The sequence below is a fragment of the Mucilaginibacter segetis genome (assembly GCF_016522075.1).
Classification (GTDB): Bacteria; Bacteroidota; Bacteroidia; order Sphingobacteriales; family Sphingobacteriaceae; genus Mucilaginibacter; species Mucilaginibacter segetis.
In genome coordinates, this window is the sequence record NZ_JAEHFW010000002.1 from 690088 (window position 1) to 711108 (window position 21021).

The window sequence follows — 21021 nt, forward strand, 5'->3', positions numbered from 1 at the left end:
AAAGGACAGTCCACATGTTAAATGGCGACTGTCCTTTTTAAGGTGTTAACGAGGTTATTTATTTGTACCAAATGGGAGATAGAAACCAAAGGTGATGTTTCTCCCGGGATTATAAACCCCAAAAGTTGGATCTTCCTGACTATATCTACCAGGCCTTAAGCGGTTTAGGGCATCATAGTATTTTTTATTGGTTAAGTTATTCCCGGATATATAAACCTTTAACGGTTGAGAACCCAACTTAAAGGTTGTACCAATACCGGCATTTAACAAAGTATAGGCATCTGTCGGTGTTTCAAATGTGGCATCTATACGTGTTTGCTTAAAGTAATTATCAATACCTATAGAAGTATAAAAATCAGTAAGTCCTTTTATTTTTGGTTCAAAACGTAAAGTGTTATGCAAGCTGCCCGCGGGTATTAAAGGCAGTGGCCTGTCAAAAGTTTTATTTTGAGCATAGGTATATCCAAAAGTGTTCTCGAAATGCAAAAACGAAACTGGGTGAATAGTTAAATTGCCTTCTAAACCATAAAGATTTGCATTTACCTGGCCATATCGATATACATCTAAATTTCTGTCTGCTCCGCTACCTTCGTCAGTTACGGTTATTTGTTCATTATTGGTATTGGAAGCATAAATAAAATTATGAATGTAATTCTCATATATTCCAAAACTGCCCGTAATTATTCCTGAACCATATTCGAGTGTTGCGTCTGTTTGATAGCTTCTTTCCGGGTTTAATCCGGCTGATCCTATTTCATAACGGTTGGTGCCTTCATGCACACCGTTTGATCCTAACTCAGCAGGATTAGGGGCACGAAAGGCTGAACCTGCATTAGCCTTAAAGCTCAGATAATCATTAAACACATGAGTGTAGCCTAAAGCCCCGCTAACATTAGTGAATTTGTTGTCAAATCCGGCAAAAACCTGCTCCCCCTCTTTTTGTAATGCTTTGCCATTATTACTAATAAAATCAAATCTTGCACCTGCACTAAAAGTGCTCTTTTCCCACGTTTTTTTAAGATAAACAAATGTACCTGCACTATATTCGTCATAGGCCGGTATCAGCAACTCTTCGCCTTTGTTTACGCTGTGTCCAAGGCTCCAGCTGGCGCCAATAACGGGTTTCCATCCATTGCTTTCGGGTAAAAAGTATTTGGCATCAACAGAGTAAGTGTTAAGATCGAAGAACAATGATGGAACAGGATTGTCCTCTAATTCTCTACGCTGATTTTTTTGGAAACCAAGGTCCAGTTTTAAAGACCCTGTACCAAAAAGAAAATTATTATTTAATGCGAGCTTGTAATGACGAACATCTTGCCTTGGGTATTCCAATGTTCTGCTGGTGGAGTTATTATAAAGTTCATTTCCCGGATCAGCATCAAAAAACCCGATATTATTTTTAAAATAAGAGAAATTTAAATGTGAATATCCCCACGCTTTGTTTACTCCAAGCATTCCGCTGAAATCTGTTTGATTGAAGCCGCTATTTTGATAATAACCAACTGGTGTTTTAAAGGAGTGTGCATTCTGATAAGTACCTCTTCCTCGCCAAACAAAGCCATCTTCGTTGCCGCTGAGCATAATCGAGGTGTTGCTTAGTCCGCTATTTGTGGAGTAGTTATCAAGTATCTCACCTTTTATATTGCCTTCGGCAGGAGTAGGTGGATCAATTACATTTATAACGCCTCCTAAAGCATCTGAGCCATACATCAATGAAGCTGCTCCACGAAGAACTTCCACACGAGCTGCCTGAAACTGATCAATCTCAATACCATGCTCGTCACCAAATTGTTGCCCTTGTTGTTTAACACCGTCGCTTAAAGTAACCACGCGGTTATAGCTCAAACCCCGGATAACTGGTTTAGAAATGGCCTGGCTGGTGGTTATCTGGCTCACGCCTGGAACTTGTTTTGCCAAAGCATCAATAAGGTTAGTTGAAGTGCCCATCAATTGGTCTTTATTAACCACAGCAGCCGATGTGCTATTATACTTGCTGGAGGCAGTAACGGGTGTGCCGGTAATTACCACTTCATGTGCTTCAATTATAGATTGTTCTAAAGCAAAAACCAGTGGCTTTGTTGTTGAAAAATCTACTGTTTGAGTTAAAGTTTTATATCCTACATATTGAACCTGTACCACAAATCTACCCTGAGCCGGTACCGATTTTAATGTAAATTCTCCATTGTTATTTGTGCCTACAGAGATATGTAATTCAGGTATGTTTATTACTGAGCCAGGAAGAGATTCACCTGTTTTAGCGTCAATAACTTTGCCTGTAATATTATTTGCACTTGCAAATGCTGAAATTTGTATAAAGAGAAATAGAAAGCAACTAATTAATTTTAGTTTCATAATAAATAAATTAAAAAATTTAATAATCCCGCTGTAGCGGATTAATTTTAAAAAGTAATGTATTAGGAAACCAAAGGAGGTGCGCGCCCGGCGGCAAGTATCAGAGCGATACTGGTGAATTCGTACTCAGGAGATTTAAAAGTGTGATCGGACGTGATTAGTGTTATAGTATAACCACTATGAGTTACCACATCCATATTGCTATGGTGCATAATATCACACAATTGGCACTTCTCTTTTACCGTTTGCTGGGTTGAGCTTTTAAGATCATGAAGTGAGGAGCTGTTTTTTATAATATTATGCTGATGTGCATACACCATATACTGACCCGCTATGAAACAGAAAAGTAATATCCAGGGACAGATAATTTGATAGGCGTTTTTTTTCAAAACAGGTAATATTGTTCAGCAATTTTTACAAAAGTAGTTAATAATGCTTTTTATTATTGTTTAAATCGTAACAATGTTGTTAAATATGTATTTATTAAAAAAGTGTTAACAAAGATACATATGTATATTTGCTTTCATGAAACCAGCGGAAGTAAATTTAAAATGGGAGCAACTGCAAAACCGTATAGCCGAAGATTTTGACAATGAAAAGCCGGATATTAAAGTATTGCTCTTTCTAATAGGTGTACAGGAGCTTGGACAAGGCCCGCGAAAGTTCAGTAAAAGGCAAAAAGAAGAATTAATGCATATTGCTAATTGTAAGCTATTTAGTAAAATGGGGTTTTACGAGTTGGAAGGTCAGGATCAGGATGGATGGCCTCACTGGAAATTGGTTAAAACCGTACCTAATTATACCTTACTTGAGCAAGAGATGCTGATAAGGTCGTTAATTATTGATTATTTTGACGAAAATGGGTACTAAAATGAAGAAAACTCTTTCTCTTGTTATGGCGATACTTATGGTAAGTATTGCTTTTGGAAGGCCACCTGAAAATCAATATGTCCGTATAAGTACAAGCTATGGAAGCTGTATTATACGTTTATATAACGAAACTCCGCTGCATCGGGATAACTTTATTAAACTAACCAAAAAGGGTTTTTACAATGGAACGCTTTTTCATAGAGTTATACAAAACTTTATGATACAAGGCGGCGATCCTGACTCAAAAGATACTCTTAAAGCCAAATCCGGAGCAGAGTTGGGTAATGGTGATGTTGGTTATACCATACCGGCTGAGTTCAGGGATAGCCTTTTTCATAAACGAGGTGTTTTAGCCGCAGCCCGTGATGATAACCCCAAAAAAGCATCAAGCGGATGTCAGTTTTACATTGTGGAAGGCAAAAGATTTACTGCAGGTAAATTGGACACCTTGGAGAAAACCCGTTTAAAAGGTCGTAAAATACCGGAGTGGCAACGCGAATACTATACTTCAGTTGGTGGTGCCCCGCACCTGGATCAAAACTATACCGTTTATGGAGAAGTAGTAAGCGGTATTGATATGATTGACCGGATAGCGGCGGTGAAAACTGATGAGCGCGACAGGCCGCTCAGTGATGTACCTATGACTATCACCCTACTGAATAAAAGGGAATGCCGGCGTCTGGATAAGATTTTAATGCCAAAAAATAATTGAATTGACTTTTAGTCTATAGAAATGAAGATCATTACTTATAACGTTAATGGCATACGGTCCGCAATCAGTAAGAATTGGCTGGCTTGGTTACAGGCTACCGATGCAGATGTGGTTTGTTTACAGGAAATAAAAGCTACGCCAGATGTATTAACTGATCTGCACCTGGTAGATGAGTTAGGATATGAACATTACTGGTTCCCTGCAGAGAAAAAGGGCTATAGCGGAACCGCTATATTTACAAAACATACACCCAAACACGTAGAATACGGTTGCGGTATTGAAGATTTTGACCGCGAAGGACGATGTATTAGGGTAGATTTTGATAAAGTGTCTGTGATGAGCGTTTATTTTCCATCAGGGTCAAGTGGTGATGACAGACAGGTTTTTAAATATCGTTTTTTAGATGAGTTTGGTAGATACCTTACCTTACTCAAAACAACACATCCTAATTTGGTAATATGTGGCGATTATAATATTTGTCATCGCCCGATTGATATTCATAATCCTAAATCAAATGCCAATTCATCAGGCTTTTTACCTGAAGAACGCGAATGGATGGAGAATTTTATGGAGTCCGGCTTTATAGATACCTTTCGGTACTTAAACAAGGAGCCTCACAATTATACATGGTGGAGTTTTCGTGCAAATGCCCGTGCAAAAAATTTGGGCTGGCGTATTGACTATGCTATGGCAAGTAATAAGTTAGAGGCTAATATTAAAAGAGCAGCCATTTTACCCGAAGCAAGGCATTCCGACCATTGCCCCGTATTGCTGGAATTGGAATTTTAATATTACCCTATAAAAGAGCATGCCCGCTTTATAAGCGGGCATGCTCGTATTTAAATGTTAAAGTAAAGTTTAACTTTTTGCGCGCTCAACATACGAGCCGGATGTGGTATCAACTTTTACCCTATCGCCGATATTAATAAATAACGGTACGCGTATCTCTGCCCCTGTTTCTAAAGTCGCACTTTTTAATGCTCCGCTTGAAGTATCACCTTTTACGGCAGGCTCAGTATAAGTAACCTCTAATTCCGCAGAACCCGGCACCGATCCGATTATTGGTTCTTCACTTTCAAAAGATACGATAACATTCATACCTTCTTTAATAAATTTTACGCCACTGCCAAATAATTCCTTGGGGATATTATATTGTTCAAAAGTAGTGTTGTCCATTACCACCAATGCATCGCCGTCTTCGTAAAGATATTGATAGTCATTCGTCTCTACACGTGCTATATCTACATCTTCGTCTGTACGGAAACGATATTCAACTAATTTACCGGTTTTAATATTTCGCATGCGGGCCTGGTAAAACGCACGCAGGTTTCCTGGTGTACGGTGTAAAAAATCTTCTACCTGTACCAGTTCGCCATTAAAACGAAGTATGTTGCCATTTTTTATATCGGATGCTTTTGCCATAAAATATTATAATTGAGGGGCAAAATTACTTATATGACGGCAAAGAAACAAGAGCGGGGTTGTTTAGGCAAAATGTAGTTGCAACAGTGCTCTATTTATAATCGGTTATATCAAGAAATTTATTGCAGAAACCATATTCATGTTCCTGATTTGAGCATACTATAGTTAACCTGTTTACACTAAATTTTTCAACCAGACTTAAATACCAATCAATTCCCTGCGTATCCAGATTAGAGGTTGGCTCATCAAGCATTAACATTGGGGTGTCTGAACAAAAAGCCAGAGTTAGTTTGAGGCGTTGTTTCATGCCTGAAGAAAAGTACTTAATCAGTTTGTTTTTACTTCCGGATAAATTTAAAATCTCGGCAACAGCAGTTTTATCCATTCCCACTCGGTAGGATTTGAATTTAAAATGAAAATCAACCATTTCATTTAGACTGAATTCTTCAATCAACTCTAAATATGGAGCAGCCATGCTCAAATAACCAAATGCCTTGTCTTCCTCAATTATTTGTCCGTTATAATTATATTTTATAGTACCAGCTGATGGGGTGAGGCTTCCGTTCAATATTTGTAACAGGGTAGATTTTCCGGAGCCGTTAGGGCCTAATATAGCATAACGGTCGGTATGGTTAAAAGAATAATCAACTCCTTTGAATATCCATTCACGATTAAACCTGCGGCCAATATTTTCGAGTATGATATTCATAGGTTTTGCCCGGGCGCAATCATGTATTGCCGAAACCTTTCATAATACCGCGTTGTGAATTTTGTACAAAGTTGATAATCTCGTCGCGCTCAATTGTAGGGTTAAACTCTGCTTCAATAATATCAAGCGCTTTAGTGATGTTATATTTTTTCAGAAAAATGATACGATAGATCTCCTGAATCTCATTAATAGTGGTGGCCGGGTACCCACGGCGGCGCAAGCCTACTGAGTTTATTCCAATATAGGATAAAGGTTCACGGCCGGCTTTAGTAAAAGGAGGAACATCTTTACGAACCAGGGAGCCGCCCGATATCATGCTATGAGCGCCTATTTCCACAAACTGATGTACTGCTGAGGTGCCGCCTATAAAGGCATAATCATATACGTTAATATGACCGGCAAGCTGTACTGCATTGGCGATAATTACATTATCGCCTATTATGCAGTCATGCGCAACGTGTACATAAGCCATTAAAAGACAATTACTGCCAATTGTAGTGGTATTCTTATCAAGTGCAGTGCCCCGGTTCAGGGTTACACACTCGCGAATAACCGTATTGTCCCCCACAGTAACAGTGCTCGGCTCGCCTTTATATTTCAGGTCCTGGGGTGGAGCAGACACAACAGCCCCCGGAAATATCCTGCAATTTTTACCTATACGCGCACCATCCATAATTACAGAGTTTGATCCTATCCAAGTTCCTTCACCTACCTCTACATCCTTATGTATAGTAACAAAAGGTTCAATAACTACGTTATCGGCTATTTTGGCCTGAGGATGTATATATGCCAGGGGTTGTATCATACTATACTATTTATATTTAACTATCTGAGCCATAAGTTCAGCCTCAACTACAATTTTTTCGCCTACCATTCCAATGCCTTTCATTTGCGCAATACCTCTACGGATAGGCGCAAGCAGGTCACATCGGAAAATTAACGTATCACCGGGTAAAACCTTATCTTTAAAACGAGCATTTTCAATTTTCAGGAATAAAGTAAGCCAGTTTTCAGGGTCCGGAACAGTATTAAGTACTAAAATGCCTCCTGTTTGCGCCATAGCTTCAATTTGCAAAACACCCGGCATAACAGGTGCCCCCGGAAAGTGACCCACAAAGAAAGGCTCGTTCATAGTCACCGCTTTTAAACCTACTACATGTGTTTTTGTAAGTTCTAATATCTTATCTATCAAAAGCATTGGTGGTCGATGCGGCAATATCTCCATTATTTGAACCGTATCATAAACCGGTTTCATATTTGGGTCGTAAACTTTAATATGCTTACGACTACGTTCTTTTTTTACCAGGGCTTTTATCTTTTTAGCAAAGGCGACATTAGCCGCATGCCCCGGCCGGGCAGCCATAATATGACCTTTAAGCGGTACGCCTACCAATGCCAGATCGCCAATCATATCCAGTAATTTATGACGTGCGGGTTCATTTTGATGCCGAAGTTCGATATTATTCAATATACCTTGAGGGGCTACACTAATATCTTTACGATTAAATAACTTAGCCAAATGCGCCAATTCCTCTTCGTCAACATTTTTATCTACAACAACTATAGCGTTATTTAAATCTCCGCCTTTTATAAGGTCATGTTTTAAAAGCGCCTCTAACTCATGTAAAAAACAAAAAGTACGACTGGATGCTATTTCTTTTTTAAATTCAGTAATAGTAGAAATGCTTGCGTGTTGACTGCCTAAAACTTGCGAATTATAATCGACCATGCAAGTAAAACGATAATCATCGTCTAAAGGCATTGCTACCATTTCAACTTTACGCTCAGGTTCGGAATAATGTATATTATAAGGTATATGATAGTATTCGCGGTCGGCATCTTGCTCGGTAAACCCAACTGATGATATTGCATCAATAAATTTAATGGCACTACCATCCATTATAGGGGTTTCAGGACCGTTCATATCAATCAAAACATTGTCTATTTCCAAACCAACTAAAGCAGCCAGCACATGTTCAACAGTACTTACGCTTGCGCCGTTTTGAGTAAGTGTGGTACCACGTGAGGTATCAGTAACGTAGTCAACGTCAGCGTCAATTATGGGCATCCCCGGCAAATCTATCCTGCGAAATTTATATCCATGTTTTTCAGCGGCAGGGTTAAACGTCATGGTAACGCTTTCTCCTGTGTGTAATCCGGTGCCTGATATGGATACAGGCGATTTAATAGTTCTTTGTTTTACATTCATAACTTTGAGTGCTGAGCCTATTTATGCTGACCCTGCATTTTTTTCACGTAATCCGGTTATTATTTGTTCAAGTTCGGTAACTCTTTTCTCCAGCTCAGGTAATCGGCGTATGTTTACATGTGAGCGCAGGTAGTCTTTATATGCCTGATAAGGGCTCCCACCCCATTGTTTATCCGGGATTTTAACTGATCGGTTAATACCAGTTTGCGCCCCGAACTGACTGCCATCGGCTATAGCTAAATGGCCGGCAAATCCTACCTGGCCGCCTATAACTACCCGTTCTCCTATTTTAGTACTGCCTGATATACCAGCTTGTCCGGCTATAACGGTATTAGTACCAATTTCCACATTGTGTGCTATCTGCACCAGGTTGTCTATTTTAACACCTTTTCCAATAACTGTTGAACCCATGGTAGCCCGGTCAATAGTTGTATTTGAACCTATTTCCACATCATCCTCTACAATAACATTCCCTATTTGGGCTATTTTGGTATATGAGCCGTTTTTATTGGGAGCAAATCCAAATCCGTCACTGCCTATTATAGCTCCTGAATGTATAACAACATTACTGCCAATAAAACAATCGAAATAAATTTTAACGCCTGGAAACAATGTTACATTATTACCAAGTGTTACATTGTCACCAACATAACAACCCGGATATATTTTGCAATTATCGCCAATTTTTACATCCTGACTAAGATATGCAAACGCGCCTATATATAAATTTTTACCGTTTTTTACTGTAGGATGGATAAACGAGGGTTCTTCTATACCGGTTTTATTAAGCTTTATCGTATTATATTTTTCTAAAAGCACCGAAAATGCATTATAAGCGTCTTCAACTCTTATTAAAGTAGAATAAACTTGCTTGGATAACTTTTGCCCATTATTGACAATAATTACTGACGCATTAGAAGTATATAAATATTGCTCATATTTATTATTTGCCAAAAATGACAACGCCCCCTTTCCTGCCTCTTCTATTTTTGCTAAATGATTTACCTCAGCTAATGGGTCACCTTCAATAGTTCCATTGAGCAGTAAAGCTATATCCTTGGCAGTAAATTGCATTTTACAAATTTATAGTTATTTATTTAATTGTATTTATGTGAAAAGGTATCCAAATAAACGCTAATAAAGATGGTTTAATATCAATCGATTAGGTCCTTAGCATAACAAAATATATATTTTTTTACAGTTTTTGACAAAGCTTCTAGATTCGAATTGTCACTTGCAAGAGTTATATCCGTAATGTCACCATTCTTCATTAATATATGGATATTACCATCTCCCTTGTTGTACGCATTATTGCGTATATTATCTGTAAATACAAAATATGATGCTTCGTTGGCTGTTATATTATACTTTTTAATGGCCTTTTTAATATGGTTGTCAATAAATTCTTCTTTGGGCGCTTCCGCAGTTATATCAACGTGAAAAAGTTTTCTGTTAATTAGGTTGTGACATAATGTTTTTAAGACAAAATCATCGCTATTTGCCCAGATTTTAACTGCTGCCATTACATCCGTGTCATCTAATAACGCAAAAGTATTTAAGTACGACTGGTTTGCCATAAACTCTTCTTTAGATATAACTTTCTCTAAAAAGAAACTTAAAGCGGGTGTTATAGGGAACTTTTTACCGCTTAAGGATAGTTCACGGCTGCGTTTGAATATTTTACAAAGCAACTGTTCAGCAGCTATAACTGTTTTGTGCAGATACACTTGCCAGTACATTAAGCGTCGGGCTATCAAAAATTTTTCTATAGAATATATTCCCTTTTCTTCAACCGTTATGCTATCATTTTTTACATTGAGCATTTTGATGATCCGGTCAGAACTTATTACCCCTTCTGATACGCCGGTAAAAAAACTGTCGCGATTAAGGTAATCCATTCTATCCATGTCAAGCTGGCTTGAAACCAACTGATGTAAGAATTTTTTAGGATGCGTTCCTTTAAATATACTTATAGCCAATGTTAAACGACCGCTAAATTGTTCATTTAATTTATCCATTAATAACAAGGATATATCTTCATGATCAATATCTTCTACTATAGTTTGCTCAAGTGCGTGCGAGAATGGCCCGTGGCCTATGTCATGCAAAAGAATGGCTATTGTCAAACCCTCTTTTTCTTCGGTAGTAATAGATAAGCCTTTATTACATAGTGTTTCAATTGCAGTACCCATCAAATGCATGGCCCCAATGGCGTGATGAAAGCGCGTGTGTAAGGCGCCTGGATACACTAAATGCGTCATTCCCAGCTGCTTAATATAACGCAGGCGCTGAAAAAATGGATGTTCTATCAGGTCAAAAACCAGTTCTGATGGGATGCTTATGAATCCGTAAACCGGATCATTTATTATTTTCTTTTTATTCAAAGTAGCTATAAAGTATGCAAATGTGTTAATTTATGACAAAACATGCACAGTATAATTGTTAATTTATGTTAATGGTTTATATATTTTTACAACAAAAACTTTACCGAGGGGTTATATCGGAACAAAATTAAATATATTATGCAGGATACTACCATATTATGGGCCGATGACGAAATTGATCTGTTAAAACCTCATGTATTATTTCTGAATGAAAAAGGATACAAGGTTACAACTGTTACAAATGGTACCGATGCTGTAGATGAATTCAGAAAAAACTTTTTTGACCTCGTCTTTTTAGATGAGAATATGCCTGGCTTAACCGGGCTTGAAACCTTGTCCCAAATAAAAAATATAAAAAGTGACATTCCTATAGTACTGATCACAAAAAATGAGGAAGAGTATTTAATGGAAGATGCTATTGGTTCCAAGATTGATGACTACCTGATAAAACCGGTACATCCAAAACAAATTTTGCTAACTATAAAGCGCCTTACCGAAAACAAACGCCTGGTTACTGAAAAAACTACCATGGCCTATCAACAGGATTTCAGAAATCTGGGCATGACATTAAATGATAACCTAAACTATCAGGAGTGGGTTGATGTTTATAAAAAACTAATTTATTGGGAGTTGGAATTGGAGCGGTTGGAAGATGCAGGAATGCATGAGATATTAACATTGCAAAAAGCTGAAGCAAATGTTCAGTTTTGCAAATTTGTAGAGAAAAATTACCTGAACTGGGTAAAAGATATCGATAACGCACCTACATTATCTCCGCAATTATTTAAAAAGAAAGTGTTTCCAAAGTTGGATGGTAAAGGCCCGCTTTTTTTTATTTTGATAGATAATTTGCGCTTTGACCAGTTTAAGATTATTAATCCTATAATATCCGAATATTTTAGATTAGAGGAGGAAGATACCTATTATAGTATACTGCCAACAGCAACCCAATATGCGCGCAATTCAATATTTTCGGGTTTGATGCCGCTTGATATGGAAAAACGTTACCCCGGGATGTGGCAAAATGACGAGGATGAGGGCGGCAAAAATTTATATGAGGCTGATTTTATTACCGACCAATTAAAAAGAACATTACGAAAAGATATTAAACATTCTTATCATAAAATATTGAATATTGATGAGGGACGAGCGTTAAACGAGTCTGTAAATAACCTGATGAGTAACGAGCTTAATGTGGTGGTATACAACTTTGTTGATATGTTGTCTCATGCTCGTACAGATATGCAAATGATCCGCGAACTGGCAAGTGATGATGCCGCGTATCGCTCACTTACTCTATCATGGTTTGAACATTCACCGTTATTTGAATTGTTAAAGTTTTTAGCGCAAAAGCAGGTAAGAGTTATCATTACTACAGACCATGGTACTATTCGTGTCAAAAATCCAAGTAAAATTATTGGTGATCGTAATACCAATACTAATTTACGTTATAAGCAGGGTAAAAATTTAAACTACAATGCAAAAGAAGTGTTTCATATCCGTAACCCGCATGATGCTATGCTTCCAAAACTTCATGTAAGTTCTAGTTTTGTTTTTGCAAAGGGCGATAGTTATTTTGTTTACCCTAATAACTATAATCATTTTGTTAATTTTTATAATGAAACTTTTCAGCACGGAGGCATATCACTTGAAGAAATGATTATTCCTGTTGTAACTTATGGTCCAAAATAAAATTAATTGAAAGTTTCCTCGTGGATTTACATATAAACTCCATTGCCGACCTTCCGGCCATTGCTACAGCGATTATAAATTTTAGCAGGGATAATAAAATCTTTCTGTTTTACGGAGACATGGGCTCGGGTAAAACAACGCTTATTAAGGCCTTATGCGAAAAATTAGGTATTCCGGAAGGGGTAACCAGTCCTACTTTTTCCATTGTTAATGAATATTCAGGTAATATGGGGCCGGTTTTTCATTTTGATTTTTATAGACTCAAAAACCAAACGGAAGCCTTAGACATGGGATACGAAGAGTATTTCTACTCTGGCAACTATTGTTTTATAGAGTGGCCCGAAAAAATACCCGATCTGCTGCCTGAACATTATAATACAGTAAAAATACGCGTATCGGCAAAAGGTATCAGAGAGATCACTGTTGAAAATATTTAATATTCAATTCCTTTTTTTGCTTAACTTCATCATCCGGAAAAAAACATAACATGAGTTCAGGGAAATATACTGGGTTTTCTGATGTTGCTAAACAGGCAATGATGCAACCCCAAGAGTCAATGCTGGAGGTTAAGAACAAAAAGAATAAGCTTTATATAGGAATACCGAAAGAGGTCTCTTTTCAGGAAAACAGAATTGCCTTAACCCCACTTTCCGTAGCATTATTAATTAATAATGGGCATCAGGTAATGATGGAGAGTAATGCAGGGCAGGCCGCCAACTTTTCCGATAATAACTATAGTGAGCAGGGCGCGCAAATAATATATGATACTAAACGTATTTATGAAGCAGACATCATTATTAAAATTGCTCCGCCCACCATGGCCGAGATAGAAATGATGAAACCCGGCCAATTGCTTATTTCGGCTTTGCAACTGTCAACCTTAAAAGCCGAATGCTTACACGCGCTAATCAATAAAAAAATAACAGCACTTTGTTTTGAACATTTACAGGACGAAGGTGGCTCATTGGCTGTAGTAAGGGCTATGAGCGAAATAGTAGGTGCCACATCTGTATTAATTGCAGCTGAATATCTAAGCAATATATTTGATGGGAAAGGATTAATGCTTGGTGGTATAACAGGGGTACCTCCTACTGAAATTGTAATATTAGGAGCAGGTACTGTTGGTGAATATGCCGCGCGTACTGCTATCTCATTAGGTGCAGAAGTAAAGGTTTTCGATCCATCTATTTATAAATTACGTCGCTTGCAAAATAATATTGGCAGCAGGGTGTTTACATCGGTAGTGCAGCCAATTGTATTAGAAAAGGCTATTACCACTTGTGATGTAGCTATCGGAGCAATGCGTGCTGCTGATGGGCGCAGCCCGTGTATTGTATCGGAAGCAACGGTAAGCCGTATGAAACCCAACTCTGTGATAATTGACGTAAGTATCGATCAGGGAGGATGTTTTGAAACATCTGAAGTTACTAACCATACACATCCGGTTTTCAGGAAGTATGATGTGATACATTACTGTGTGCCTAATATCGCATCAAGGGTAGCCAGAACCGCAACATACGCGCTTACTAATATTTTTTCACCTATACTGTTGGATATAGGGGAGCAGGGAGGGCTTAAAAATGTAATATGGAAGAAGGCCGGAATACGTAATGCGGTGTATATATATCAGGGCCATCTTACAAATAAACACATAGCCGAAAGGTTCTCCATTCCCTGTAAAGATCTTGATCTGCTGGTGGTATCAAACCACTGATCAAAAGTTAGTAAATGGTCTGATTATTTCAGGATGTGTAACTTCGGGTTTGTATTTTTCAGGCAGTTCAGACACGTGATGATTAGCTCCGAAATAGGTTACCTCCAATTCGGTTTCACCCGATTCCTTTTTAGTTACTTTAAAAAGCATGTCGTAATCACCCTCATTTAAAGTTGTAAATGGTGTATCAGCACCAAATGCGGCAAGCAATGGCATAACGGTATTACTATGCCCTATAATTAAAACATTTTTTCCTCTGAAATTTCTGTAAATGACATCAGCGAATTTTTTAATGTCGCCGGTATACTCACGTGGTAAAATTTTATTTTTTACAGCAAGTGGCTTAGCAGTTTGCCCTGTTCGTTTATAATTAGTAACGTAAATGGCTTTTATATGCTTATGCTTAAGTTCGTTAGCTAAATCTTTGGCTCTTTGTTGTCCTTCAGCAGTTAAAGAAGGATCATCATCGCCGGTACTTGTTTTTGCTTTTTCGGCATGGCGTACTATCCAAATAGTAGTTTTTTGAGCTAAGGCATTATAATTGTTCAGTAACAAACAAATTAACAGCAGCTTGAAAAATTTTGCATTCACAAATACATTTTTCATAAAATGGTGTTATCATTTAAAAAACAAACATACTTAACAAATATATTCGATTTAATATGAAGTTTTTAAGCAAAGATTATCTAAAGCAGTTATGGAAAGTATTAATGGCTACATTCAGTGGTTTTGGAAGGGATAATGGCTTAAAATTAAGTGCCTCATTAGCATATTATACAGTTTTTTCATTAGGGCCATTACTTATACTGATCATTTCGCTCGCAGGATTGTTTTTAGGAACGGATGCGGCCACTAATCGCCTATATCCTGAAATTGAACATTACGTTGGCTCAAAAGCGGCAATGCAAATACAGGAAATGTTAAAAAATCTTGCACTCTCCGGCAAAACCGGTATTGCTGTGGTTATTGGAGTTGCAACACTATTGCTTGGAGCAAGCAGTATATTTGTGGAGATACAGGACTCCTTAAATATTATTTGGCGTGTAAAAGCTAAGCCAAAACGCGGATGGGTTAAACTTTTAACAAACCGGTTTCTTTCATTTTCACTTATTGTAAGTCTGGGGTTTTTATTACTTGCTTCTTTATTGATTAATTTAATAATGAAAGCATTGAGTGAAAGGATAGAACATTTTTTACCTGCGGTTACTGGTTTGTTATTGCAAGTTGTTAACTTAGGTATTACACTTATTGTTATTTCCGTGCTTTTCGGCATTATATTTAAATTTCTGCCCGATGTAAAAATAAAGTGGAAGGATGTACGCTCAGGGGCGTTCTTCACCGCTATATTATTTATGATAGGTCAATATATAATAGGGCTTTACATTCAGTATACTGCACAAAGCTCAACATATGGTGCGGCAGGATCATTAATAGTGATACTGGTATGGATATATTATACCGCGGCTATTTTATATATGGGTGCTGAATTTACACAGGTTTATGCTGAAGCTATAGGTAGCCGCATTGAGCCAGCTGATTATGCCGTACATGTTAAGCAAACCGAAGTGGAAAGGGTTGTAAAAGATTTACCTGCCCAAAATCCGCAACTTGAGGGCCATCTTAAATGCGACGAGGATAAAGAGGTTAAAAAGCTTAAGAAAAATAATTAGTAGGCAGTTACGAGGTGTTATACATTATTAAATAATAATGTAAATTTAAGCTGCCAATTTTAATGATTTGTTAGCCTATCCGTATAATTTTAAATTAAAACATCTATGGCTTAGTATATTACTTTGCTGTGTATGCATGTCAGCCTGTGCGCAATTTTTTCAATTAGATAGTAGCCGTAGAAATGTGAATATTCCTTTTCGCATTGTGCGTAATATGGTTATTATTAAGCTAAATATTAATGGAAAGGGTCCCTTTAATTTTGTATTGGATACTGGTGTTGGGCTGATGCTAATGACAGACCCGAAAATGGTTGATTCTATTAACCTTGTTCAGAAACGTACCATAAAGCTAACCGGACTTGGTGATGATGGTGATTACGAGGCTTTTGTAACTACTCCTTTAAATGTAGAATTACCAGGCTTACATAGTTTAGGTGTTTCAGCAGCTATATTAAAAAAAGATTATTTTAACTTATCTGGTTATGTTGGAATGCCTATTCATGGGTTGTTAGGATATGATTTCTTTAATGCTATGGCCGTAAAAATTGATTTTAGCGACAGTACTTTAACTGTTTGCCGTCCAAAGGATAACAAAGGTTTAAGGCGAAGTGTGAAGATCCCTATTACCGTTGAGGATAAAAAGCCATATATGCATGCTGATATTATATTTCCGGATGGTAAAAAGTTAAACAGCAAATTGGTGGTCGATCTGGGAGCGGGGCACCCTTTATCATTAGAGAATATGATAAAAAAGCATGGATTGCCCAAAAGGTATATAAAAGCTAATTTAGGGGTGGCCCTTAACGGCCCTATAAGTGGTTACATAAGCCGTATTAATGAGATAGATCTGGGTAAATACAAAATAAAAAATGTGATAACATCTTTTCCGGATTCCGGGAGTGCGAACAGGACATATTTTGTGCCAAGAGATGGCAATTTGGGCATTGGTATATTAAAAAAGTTTACTGTTATTTTTGATTACAGCAATAATCTGCTTTATCTTAAGCGTGGTAGGACTTTCAAAGATCCGTTTGAGCATGATATGAGTGGAATGGAGTATTATGCTAGCGGAGATAATTACCAGCATTTAATAATCAGCCGAGTTGAACCTGGTTCACCTGCAGATGAGATAGGTTTAGAGGGGGGGGATGAAATAGTTTCGATAAATTTCAAACCAGTGGTAAAAATGAGTGTGGAAGAAATTGATGCTATACTAAAATCTAAAAATGACCGAAGCATTTTATTGGAAATATTTCATGATAAAGTATATGATAAGGTAATATTGACGCTTAAGCGAAGGATTTAATTACGTAACAAAACTATTGCTATTGCCTTTATTAGTTAATATTCCATATTTTTAGCTTTTCCAAAAACTAATTAATTTATTAACTATTAAAAATGAATAGATTTTTACGGGTAAGCAATGGCTTACACGTAGCTATAATGGCACTTGCTGTAATGGCAAGTTCATGTGCTACAAAAAAGGAAGCGGTGCCAACCGTTACATTAAAAACCACCACTACGCCAACGGGCTCAACCTCCACCGCCACTGTGGGTAAAGGGAAGAAAGATGAAATCAAAAAGTTTGGTGATCTGATAGGTAAAACAAAAGCGGATAAAGGGCTTTTTAACACTTACAATGTAGATGGCAAGTATTATTTCGAAATACCCGACTCACTTTACAACCGCGAAATGCTGGTGGTTACACGGTTTGTTAAAACACCAACCGGATTAAAATCTTTTGGCCAGCAGTATGGCGGCGAGGAAGTTAACGATCAGGTTTGGAAATGGGAGCGCCATGATAAGCAAATATTTATTCGTGTGCCAAGCTACTCTGTCAGGGCTGATAGTACGAGTGACATGTATCAGTCAGTACAGAATTCCAATCTTGATGCTGTATTAGCCTCGTTTGATATTAAAGCGTATAATAAAGACACCACCGGGGTATTAATTGATGTAACAGATTTATACAATGGAGACGTGCCTGCTATTGGCTTGCCAGAGAGCATAAAAAAAGCATATAAAATAATGTCTTTGGATAACTCACGTTCATACATTGATACTATAAAGAGCTTTCCAATAAATATTGAAACTCGTACGTTAAAAACCTATAAAGCCGGTGATTCTCCTACTGATAAAACAAACGGGGCATTAACTTTCGAGTTAAACACCTCCATGTTACTTTTACCTAAAACTCCTATGGAGCCACGTTTAAGTGATGACAGGGTTGGGTTTTTTGGTCAGCGCCAAACTGATTATGGTACTGATGCTCAAAAAGCAGAGGTAACCTCCTATATCCATCGCTGGAGGTTGGAACCCAAGGATGTAGCTGCTTACGAACGCGGCGAATTGGTTGAACCAAAAAAACAGATAGTTTACTATATTGATCCTGCTACTCCAAAAAAATGGGTGCCTTATTTAATTGCCGGGATAAACGATTGGAATAAGGCTTTTGAAGCCGCTGGCTTTAAAAATGCAATAGTTGGTAAAGTGGCGCCAACACCTGAACAAGACCCTGAATTTAGTACAGAAGATGCACGTTACAGCGTATTAAGGTATTTCGCATCTGATGTACAAAATGCTTATGGCCCTCATATATCCGATCCGCGTAGTGGCGAAATATTAGAAAGTCATGTAGGCTGGTATCACAATGTAATGAGTTTGTTGCGCAACTGGTTCTTTATACAAACTGCTGCAGTTAACCCATCAATACGTATGGCCAAATTTACTGATGAGCAAATGGGCGAACTTATCCGATTTGTGTCATCTCACGAAATTGGCCACACCCTGGGTTTGCCACACAATTTCGGTTCAAGCTATGCTTATCCTGTTGATTCATTACGATCAAAAACATTTACCGATAAGCATGGTACAGCACCATCTATAATGGATTATGCGCGTTTTAATTATATAGCGCAACCTGGTGATGGTGTTACCCATCTTTATCCGCAGATAGGCGAATATGATCTTTGGGCAATTAAGTGGGGTTACACTTACTTCCCGGGCCATAAAACACCAAAACAAGAGAAAGAAATACTTGATGTATGGACAAAGCAAAAAGCGGGAAATCCCCTTTATTATTATGGCAGACAAGGCACTTCAATAGATCCGCGCCTTCAAAACGAAGACTTAGGTGATAATGCCATGAAAGCGAGTACCTATGGTATTGCCAACCTTAAACGCATACTGCCTAACATTGAAAAATGGACATATCAAAAAGGTGAGGAGTATGATGATGTACAAACCCTGTACAATGAAGTGATCAATCAGTTCAATAGGTATATAGGTCATGTTACCATGAACATAGGAGGGATGAATGAGAACTTTAAAACATACGATCAAAAGGGGCCTGTTTATGATTTTGTGAGTAAATCCCGTCAGGAGGATGCGATGACATTCTTAAAACAACAGGTTTTCAAAACACCATTGTGGTTGGTAAACCATGAAGAATTAGGCAAATTTGATAATGGAGTAGTTATAAGCAGAATTAAAGCTGTTCAGGTAAATGCATTGAATAACGTGCTTAATCCGTCACGGATGGCCCGAATGTTTGATAACCAAGCCAAAAATGGCTCAAAAGCGTATACCGTGGCCGAAATGTTAGGTGATTTACGCAACGGGATCTTTACTAAAGGTAATCCGGACGAATATCAGCGTAATTTACAACGTGGATATATTGAAAGCTTAAATGGGTTATTGAATGACGAACCTAATAAATCACGCCCCGGTGCATCTGCGTCTCAATTAGCGAATTATGGTTTAACACCGATAAACATTGAACTGTCAGATATAAGACCGATGGTACGTGCGGAACTAAGTAAAATAAGTGCTACGTTACCAAGAGGAGGAGATGCATTAACAGCAGCTCATTATGCCGACCTGAGGTTGCGTATAAAAGAAGCTTTAAGTCCTACAAGGCCGGTTATAAATGTAGATAACGGCGGACAAGGCCGTGGTTTTACAGATTCAGCAACGGATAATAATATGAACTGGTAATTTAAACAATGCAAAGCCCCGATACGTGTTGGTATCGGGGCTTTGCATTGTTTATTATATATTATTTTAACTGACTGATGTTCTCAAAAAATGCAGATTGAAGGTCGAGAAGGGTTTTAACATTCATTTTTTCGCCATAGGTATCAAAACACAAAAATTTAGCCTTATTTGGATCGTTATTTTTTGATCTTTCAATAAAATTAAATGTTTCAAAGAAATAATGATTTGTAGTGATCTTGTTTTTGAAATTTGTTTGTGATGCATTAAGCCTAAAGCCAATTGCATCAATCCATTTATGCACCTTTGAGTGCAATGATTTACTCAGATTATCCATAGGTTAATATTTTTTAATGTTTAACGAAATCAAATTAAAAATGTTTAACCCTTTTGTTAAGTATTTTTAACAATTGTGAATAGCCGATGTTAAAAACCGCATCTGGAAATAAATAAAACAATTAAGATAATTATTTTCAGGAAAAAGGCATTTATGAAACCAAATTGCCGGATATCCGTAAAACAAATCCTTATTGATCTCAGTATGAAAATAAAATCTTTACTTTCTTTTTTAATAATAGCTACTATAAGCCTGAATGCCTGCACTAAAACAGGTGCTCCGGGCCCCCAAGGTCCTCAGGGCGTTCAGGGGGAAAAAGGTGATGCCGGCGCAACCGGTGCTACAGGTGCAACTGGGCCCCAGGGTCCGCAAGGAGCAACCGGAGCTACTGGCGCAACCGGTGCTACTGGAGCCACGGGTGCTACAGGCGCCACAGGTCCGCAGGGTCCGGCTGGTCCAACCGGTGCCACAGGAGCCACGGGCGCACAAGGCCCGGCTGGCGCTACGGGAGCTACCGGTGCTACTGGAGCCACAGGAGCTCAAGGCCCTGAAGGCCCACAAGGACCTGCAGGAAGTGCTAATGTGCAAAGTTTCGTATTAACAAACCAAAGTGTTTATTTAACGGGTTACACAACATTTAATATACCTGCAATTACACAGGATATAGTTGATAAGGGACTGGTGTTGATATATTTTAGAGCTTCTGGTAATACCGGTTATTTTGCTTTGCCATTTAGCGAGGATGGGCAAACTATCAATTTATCATCATACGGCGTAGGGTATGTTAATATTAAAGCTAATTTTAATGCTTCGGGTTTAGACTTTAGGATAGTGGTGATACCCGGATCATCGCTTACCAATTTATCTATGACTACTCCTAATCTTAATTTTAAAAACTACGCCCAGGTAGCTGCTGCATTACAGTTAAAAAATTAAATATTATTCGTGATAATTTAT

General features: G+C 37.9%; 20 protein-coding genes. 10 read left to right on the forward strand and 10 right to left on the reverse strand.

What is annotated here, in order from left to right:
• Window positions 1-54: 54 nt before the first annotated feature.
• Window positions 55-2352 carry a TonB-dependent receptor gene (locus I5M19_RS12750; protein WP_200066714.1) on the reverse strand — a complete coding sequence of 766 codons (2298 nt, stop codon included), beginning with the start codon at window positions 2350-2352 and terminating at the stop codon, window positions 55-57.
• A gap of 62 nt (window positions 2353-2414) precedes the next feature.
• Complete coding sequence (locus I5M19_RS12755; protein WP_200066715.1) at window positions 2415-2741, reverse strand: hypothetical protein; 327 nt, start codon at window positions 2739-2741, stop codon at window positions 2415-2417.
• 136 nt (window positions 2742-2877) lie between these two features.
• Between I5M19_RS12755 and I5M19_RS12760 the strand changes: the two genes are divergently transcribed.
• From I5M19_RS12760 to I5M19_RS12770, 3 genes are read left to right on the forward strand one after another with little or no spacing between them, the layout of a single operon-like run.
• The gene (locus I5M19_RS12760) at window positions 2878-3222 is read left to right on the forward strand and encodes a hypothetical protein (protein ID WP_200066716.1); all 345 of its coding nucleotides are present in this window, start codon (window positions 2878-2880) and stop codon (window positions 3220-3222) included.
• A gap of 1 nt (window position 3223) precedes the next feature.
• Window positions 3224-3934 (forward strand): peptidylprolyl isomerase, encoded by a 711-nt coding sequence (locus I5M19_RS12765; RefSeq protein WP_200066717.1) that lies wholly within the window; start codon window positions 3224-3226, stop codon window positions 3932-3934.
• A 21-nt stretch (window positions 3935-3955) separates the two neighbouring features.
• The gene (locus tag I5M19_RS12770; RefSeq protein WP_200066718.1) at window positions 3956-4723 is read left to right on the forward strand and encodes an exodeoxyribonuclease III; all 768 of its coding nucleotides are present in this window, start codon (window positions 3956-3958) and stop codon (window positions 4721-4723) included.
• A gap of 69 nt (window positions 4724-4792) precedes the next feature.
• Here I5M19_RS12770 and efp read toward each other — a convergent pair whose 3' ends face one another.
• The 6 genes from efp to I5M19_RS12800 all read right to left on the reverse strand — a co-directional run bounded on the left by efp (window position 4793) and on the right by I5M19_RS12800 (window position 10658).
• Window positions 4793-5356, reverse strand: coding sequence for an elongation factor P (gene efp, locus I5M19_RS12775; RefSeq protein ID WP_200066719.1), 564 nt, complete (start codon window positions 5354-5356; stop codon window positions 4793-4795).
• A gap of 91 nt (window positions 5357-5447) precedes the next feature.
• Window positions 5448-6065 carry an ABC transporter ATP-binding protein gene (locus tag I5M19_RS12780; RefSeq protein ID WP_200066720.1) on the reverse strand — a complete coding sequence of 206 codons (618 nt, stop codon included), beginning with the start codon at window positions 6063-6065 and terminating at the stop codon, window positions 5448-5450.
• A gap of 19 nt (window positions 6066-6084) precedes the next feature.
• Window positions 6085-6870 (reverse strand): acyl-ACP--UDP-N-acetylglucosamine O-acyltransferase, encoded by a 786-nt coding sequence (gene lpxA / locus I5M19_RS12785; RefSeq protein ID WP_200066721.1) that lies wholly within the window; start codon window positions 6868-6870, stop codon window positions 6085-6087.
• A gap of 6 nt (window positions 6871-6876) precedes the next feature.
• On the reverse strand, window positions 6877-8274 hold the full coding sequence (locus I5M19_RS12790; protein WP_200066722.1) for a bifunctional UDP-3-O-[3-hydroxymyristoyl] N-acetylglucosamine deacetylase/3-hydroxyacyl-ACP dehydratase: 1398 nt from the start codon (window positions 8272-8274) through the stop codon (window positions 6877-6879).
• Window positions 8275-8295: 21 nt separating this feature from the next.
• Window positions 8296-9348: a UDP-3-O-(3-hydroxymyristoyl)glucosamine N-acyltransferase gene (gene lpxD / locus I5M19_RS12795; RefSeq protein ID WP_200066723.1), complete on the reverse strand. Its 1053-nt coding sequence runs from the start codon at window positions 9346-9348 to the stop codon at window positions 8296-8298.
• Window positions 9349-9428: 80 nt separating this feature from the next.
• Complete coding sequence (locus I5M19_RS12800; RefSeq protein ID WP_200066724.1) at window positions 9429-10658, reverse strand: HD domain-containing protein; 1230 nt, start codon at window positions 10656-10658, stop codon at window positions 9429-9431.
• Between the two features lie 138 nt (window positions 10659-10796).
• On the opposite strand from I5M19_RS12800, the gene porX reads away from it, so the two are divergent.
• The 3 genes from porX to I5M19_RS12815 are packed head-to-tail and all read left to right on the forward strand — an operon-like array spanning window position 10797 to window position 14064.
• On the forward strand, window positions 10797-12350 hold the full coding sequence (gene porX / locus I5M19_RS12805; protein WP_200066725.1) for a T9SS response regulator signal transducer PorX: 1554 nt from the start codon (window positions 10797-10799) through the stop codon (window positions 12348-12350).
• Between the two features lie 20 nt (window positions 12351-12370).
• Window positions 12371-12787 (forward strand): tRNA (adenosine(37)-N6)-threonylcarbamoyltransferase complex ATPase subunit type 1 TsaE, encoded by a 417-nt coding sequence (gene tsaE, locus I5M19_RS12810; protein ID WP_200066726.1) that lies wholly within the window; start codon window positions 12371-12373, stop codon window positions 12785-12787.
• A gap of 50 nt (window positions 12788-12837) precedes the next feature.
• Window positions 12838-14064 (forward strand): alanine dehydrogenase, encoded by a 1227-nt coding sequence (locus I5M19_RS12815; protein ID WP_200066727.1) that lies wholly within the window; start codon window positions 12838-12840, stop codon window positions 14062-14064.
• Here I5M19_RS12815 and I5M19_RS12820 read toward each other — a convergent pair whose 3' ends face one another.
• The gene (locus I5M19_RS12820) at window positions 14065-14670 is read right to left on the reverse strand and encodes a phosphoglycerate mutase family protein (protein ID WP_200066728.1); all 606 of its coding nucleotides are present in this window, start codon (window positions 14668-14670) and stop codon (window positions 14065-14067) included. It lies immediately after the preceding gene.
• Window positions 14671-14726: 56 nt separating this feature from the next.
• Here I5M19_RS12820 and I5M19_RS12825 point away from each other — a divergent pair, with 56 nt between their 5' ends.
• From I5M19_RS12825 to I5M19_RS12835, 3 genes are all read left to right on the forward strand, one after another.
• Entirely contained in the window at window positions 14727-15734 is a 1008-nt protein-coding gene (locus I5M19_RS12825) for a YihY/virulence factor BrkB family protein (RefSeq protein WP_200066729.1), read from the forward strand.
• Between the two features lie 184 nt (window positions 15735-15918).
• Window positions 15919-17040: an aspartyl protease family protein gene (locus I5M19_RS12830; protein ID WP_200066730.1), complete on the forward strand. Its 1122-nt coding sequence runs from the start codon at window positions 15919-15921 to the stop codon at window positions 17038-17040.
• A 92-nt stretch (window positions 17041-17132) separates the two neighbouring features.
• Complete coding sequence (locus I5M19_RS12835) at window positions 17133-19730, forward strand: zinc-dependent metalloprotease (RefSeq protein ID WP_235985839.1); 2598 nt, start codon at window positions 17133-17135, stop codon at window positions 19728-19730.
• 61 nt (window positions 19731-19791) lie between these two features.
• Here the strand turns inward: I5M19_RS12835 and I5M19_RS12840 are convergent, their stop codons facing one another.
• Window positions 19792-20064 carry a hypothetical protein gene (locus tag I5M19_RS12840; protein WP_200066731.1) on the reverse strand — a complete coding sequence of 91 codons (273 nt, stop codon included), beginning with the start codon at window positions 20062-20064 and terminating at the stop codon, window positions 19792-19794.
• Window positions 20065-20268: 204 nt separating this feature from the next.
• Between I5M19_RS12840 and I5M19_RS12845 the strand changes: the two genes are divergently transcribed.
• A complete protein-coding gene (locus I5M19_RS12845; protein ID WP_200066732.1) occupies window positions 20269-21000 on the forward strand; it encodes a collagen-like domain-containing protein in 732 nt (243 codons plus the stop codon).
• Window positions 21001-21021: the final 21 nt, after the last annotated feature.

Excerpts from the sequence above, each read along its gene's own strand:
- I5M19_RS12770 (WP_200066718.1), top strand. The coding sequence starts at position 3,956 with ATGAAGATCATTACTTATAACGTTAATGGCATACGGTCCGCAATCAGT.
- I5M19_RS12780 (WP_200066720.1), bottom strand. The coding sequence starts at position 6,065 with ATGAATATCATACTCGAAAATATTGGCCGCAGGTTTAATCGTGAATGG.
- I5M19_RS12815 (WP_200066727.1), top strand. The coding sequence starts at position 12,838 with ATGAGTTCAGGGAAATATACTGGGTTTTCTGATGTTGCTAAACAGGCA.
- I5M19_RS12750 (WP_200066714.1), bottom strand. The coding sequence starts at position 2,352 with ATGAAACTAAAATTAATTAGTTGCTTTCTATTTCTCTTTATACAAATT.
- efp (WP_200066719.1), bottom strand. The coding sequence starts at position 5,356 with ATGGCAAAAGCATCCGATATAAAAAATGGCAACATACTTCGTTTTAAT.
- lpxD (WP_200066723.1), bottom strand. The coding sequence starts at position 9,348 with ATGCAATTTACTGCCAAGGATATAGCTTTACTGCTCAATGGAACTATT.
- I5M19_RS12765 (WP_200066717.1), top strand. The coding sequence starts at position 3,224 with ATGAAGAAAACTCTTTCTCTTGTTATGGCGATACTTATGGTAAGTATT.
- I5M19_RS12820 (WP_200066728.1), bottom strand. The coding sequence starts at position 14,670 with ATGAAAAATGTATTTGTGAATGCAAAATTTTTCAAGCTGCTGTTAATT.
- porX (WP_200066725.1), top strand. The coding sequence starts at position 10,797 with ATGCAGGATACTACCATATTATGGGCCGATGACGAAATTGATCTGTTA.
- I5M19_RS12840 (WP_200066731.1), bottom strand. The coding sequence starts at position 20,064 with ATGGATAATCTGAGTAAATCATTGCACTCAAAGGTGCATAAATGGATT.
- I5M19_RS12760 (WP_200066716.1), top strand. The coding sequence starts at position 2,878 with ATGAAACCAGCGGAAGTAAATTTAAAATGGGAGCAACTGCAAAACCGT.
- I5M19_RS12790 (WP_200066722.1), bottom strand. The coding sequence starts at position 8,274 with ATGAATGTAAAACAAAGAACTATTAAATCGCCTGTATCCATATCAGGC.
- I5M19_RS12845 (WP_200066732.1), top strand. The coding sequence starts at position 20,269 with ATGAAAATAAAATCTTTACTTTCTTTTTTAATAATAGCTACTATAAGC.
- I5M19_RS12825 (WP_200066729.1), top strand. The coding sequence starts at position 14,727 with ATGAAGTTTTTAAGCAAAGATTATCTAAAGCAGTTATGGAAAGTATTA.
- I5M19_RS12835 (WP_235985839.1), top strand. The coding sequence starts at position 17,133 with ATGAATAGATTTTTACGGGTAAGCAATGGCTTACACGTAGCTATAATG.
- lpxA (WP_200066721.1), bottom strand. The coding sequence starts at position 6,870 with ATGATACAACCCCTGGCATATATACATCCTCAGGCCAAAATAGCCGAT.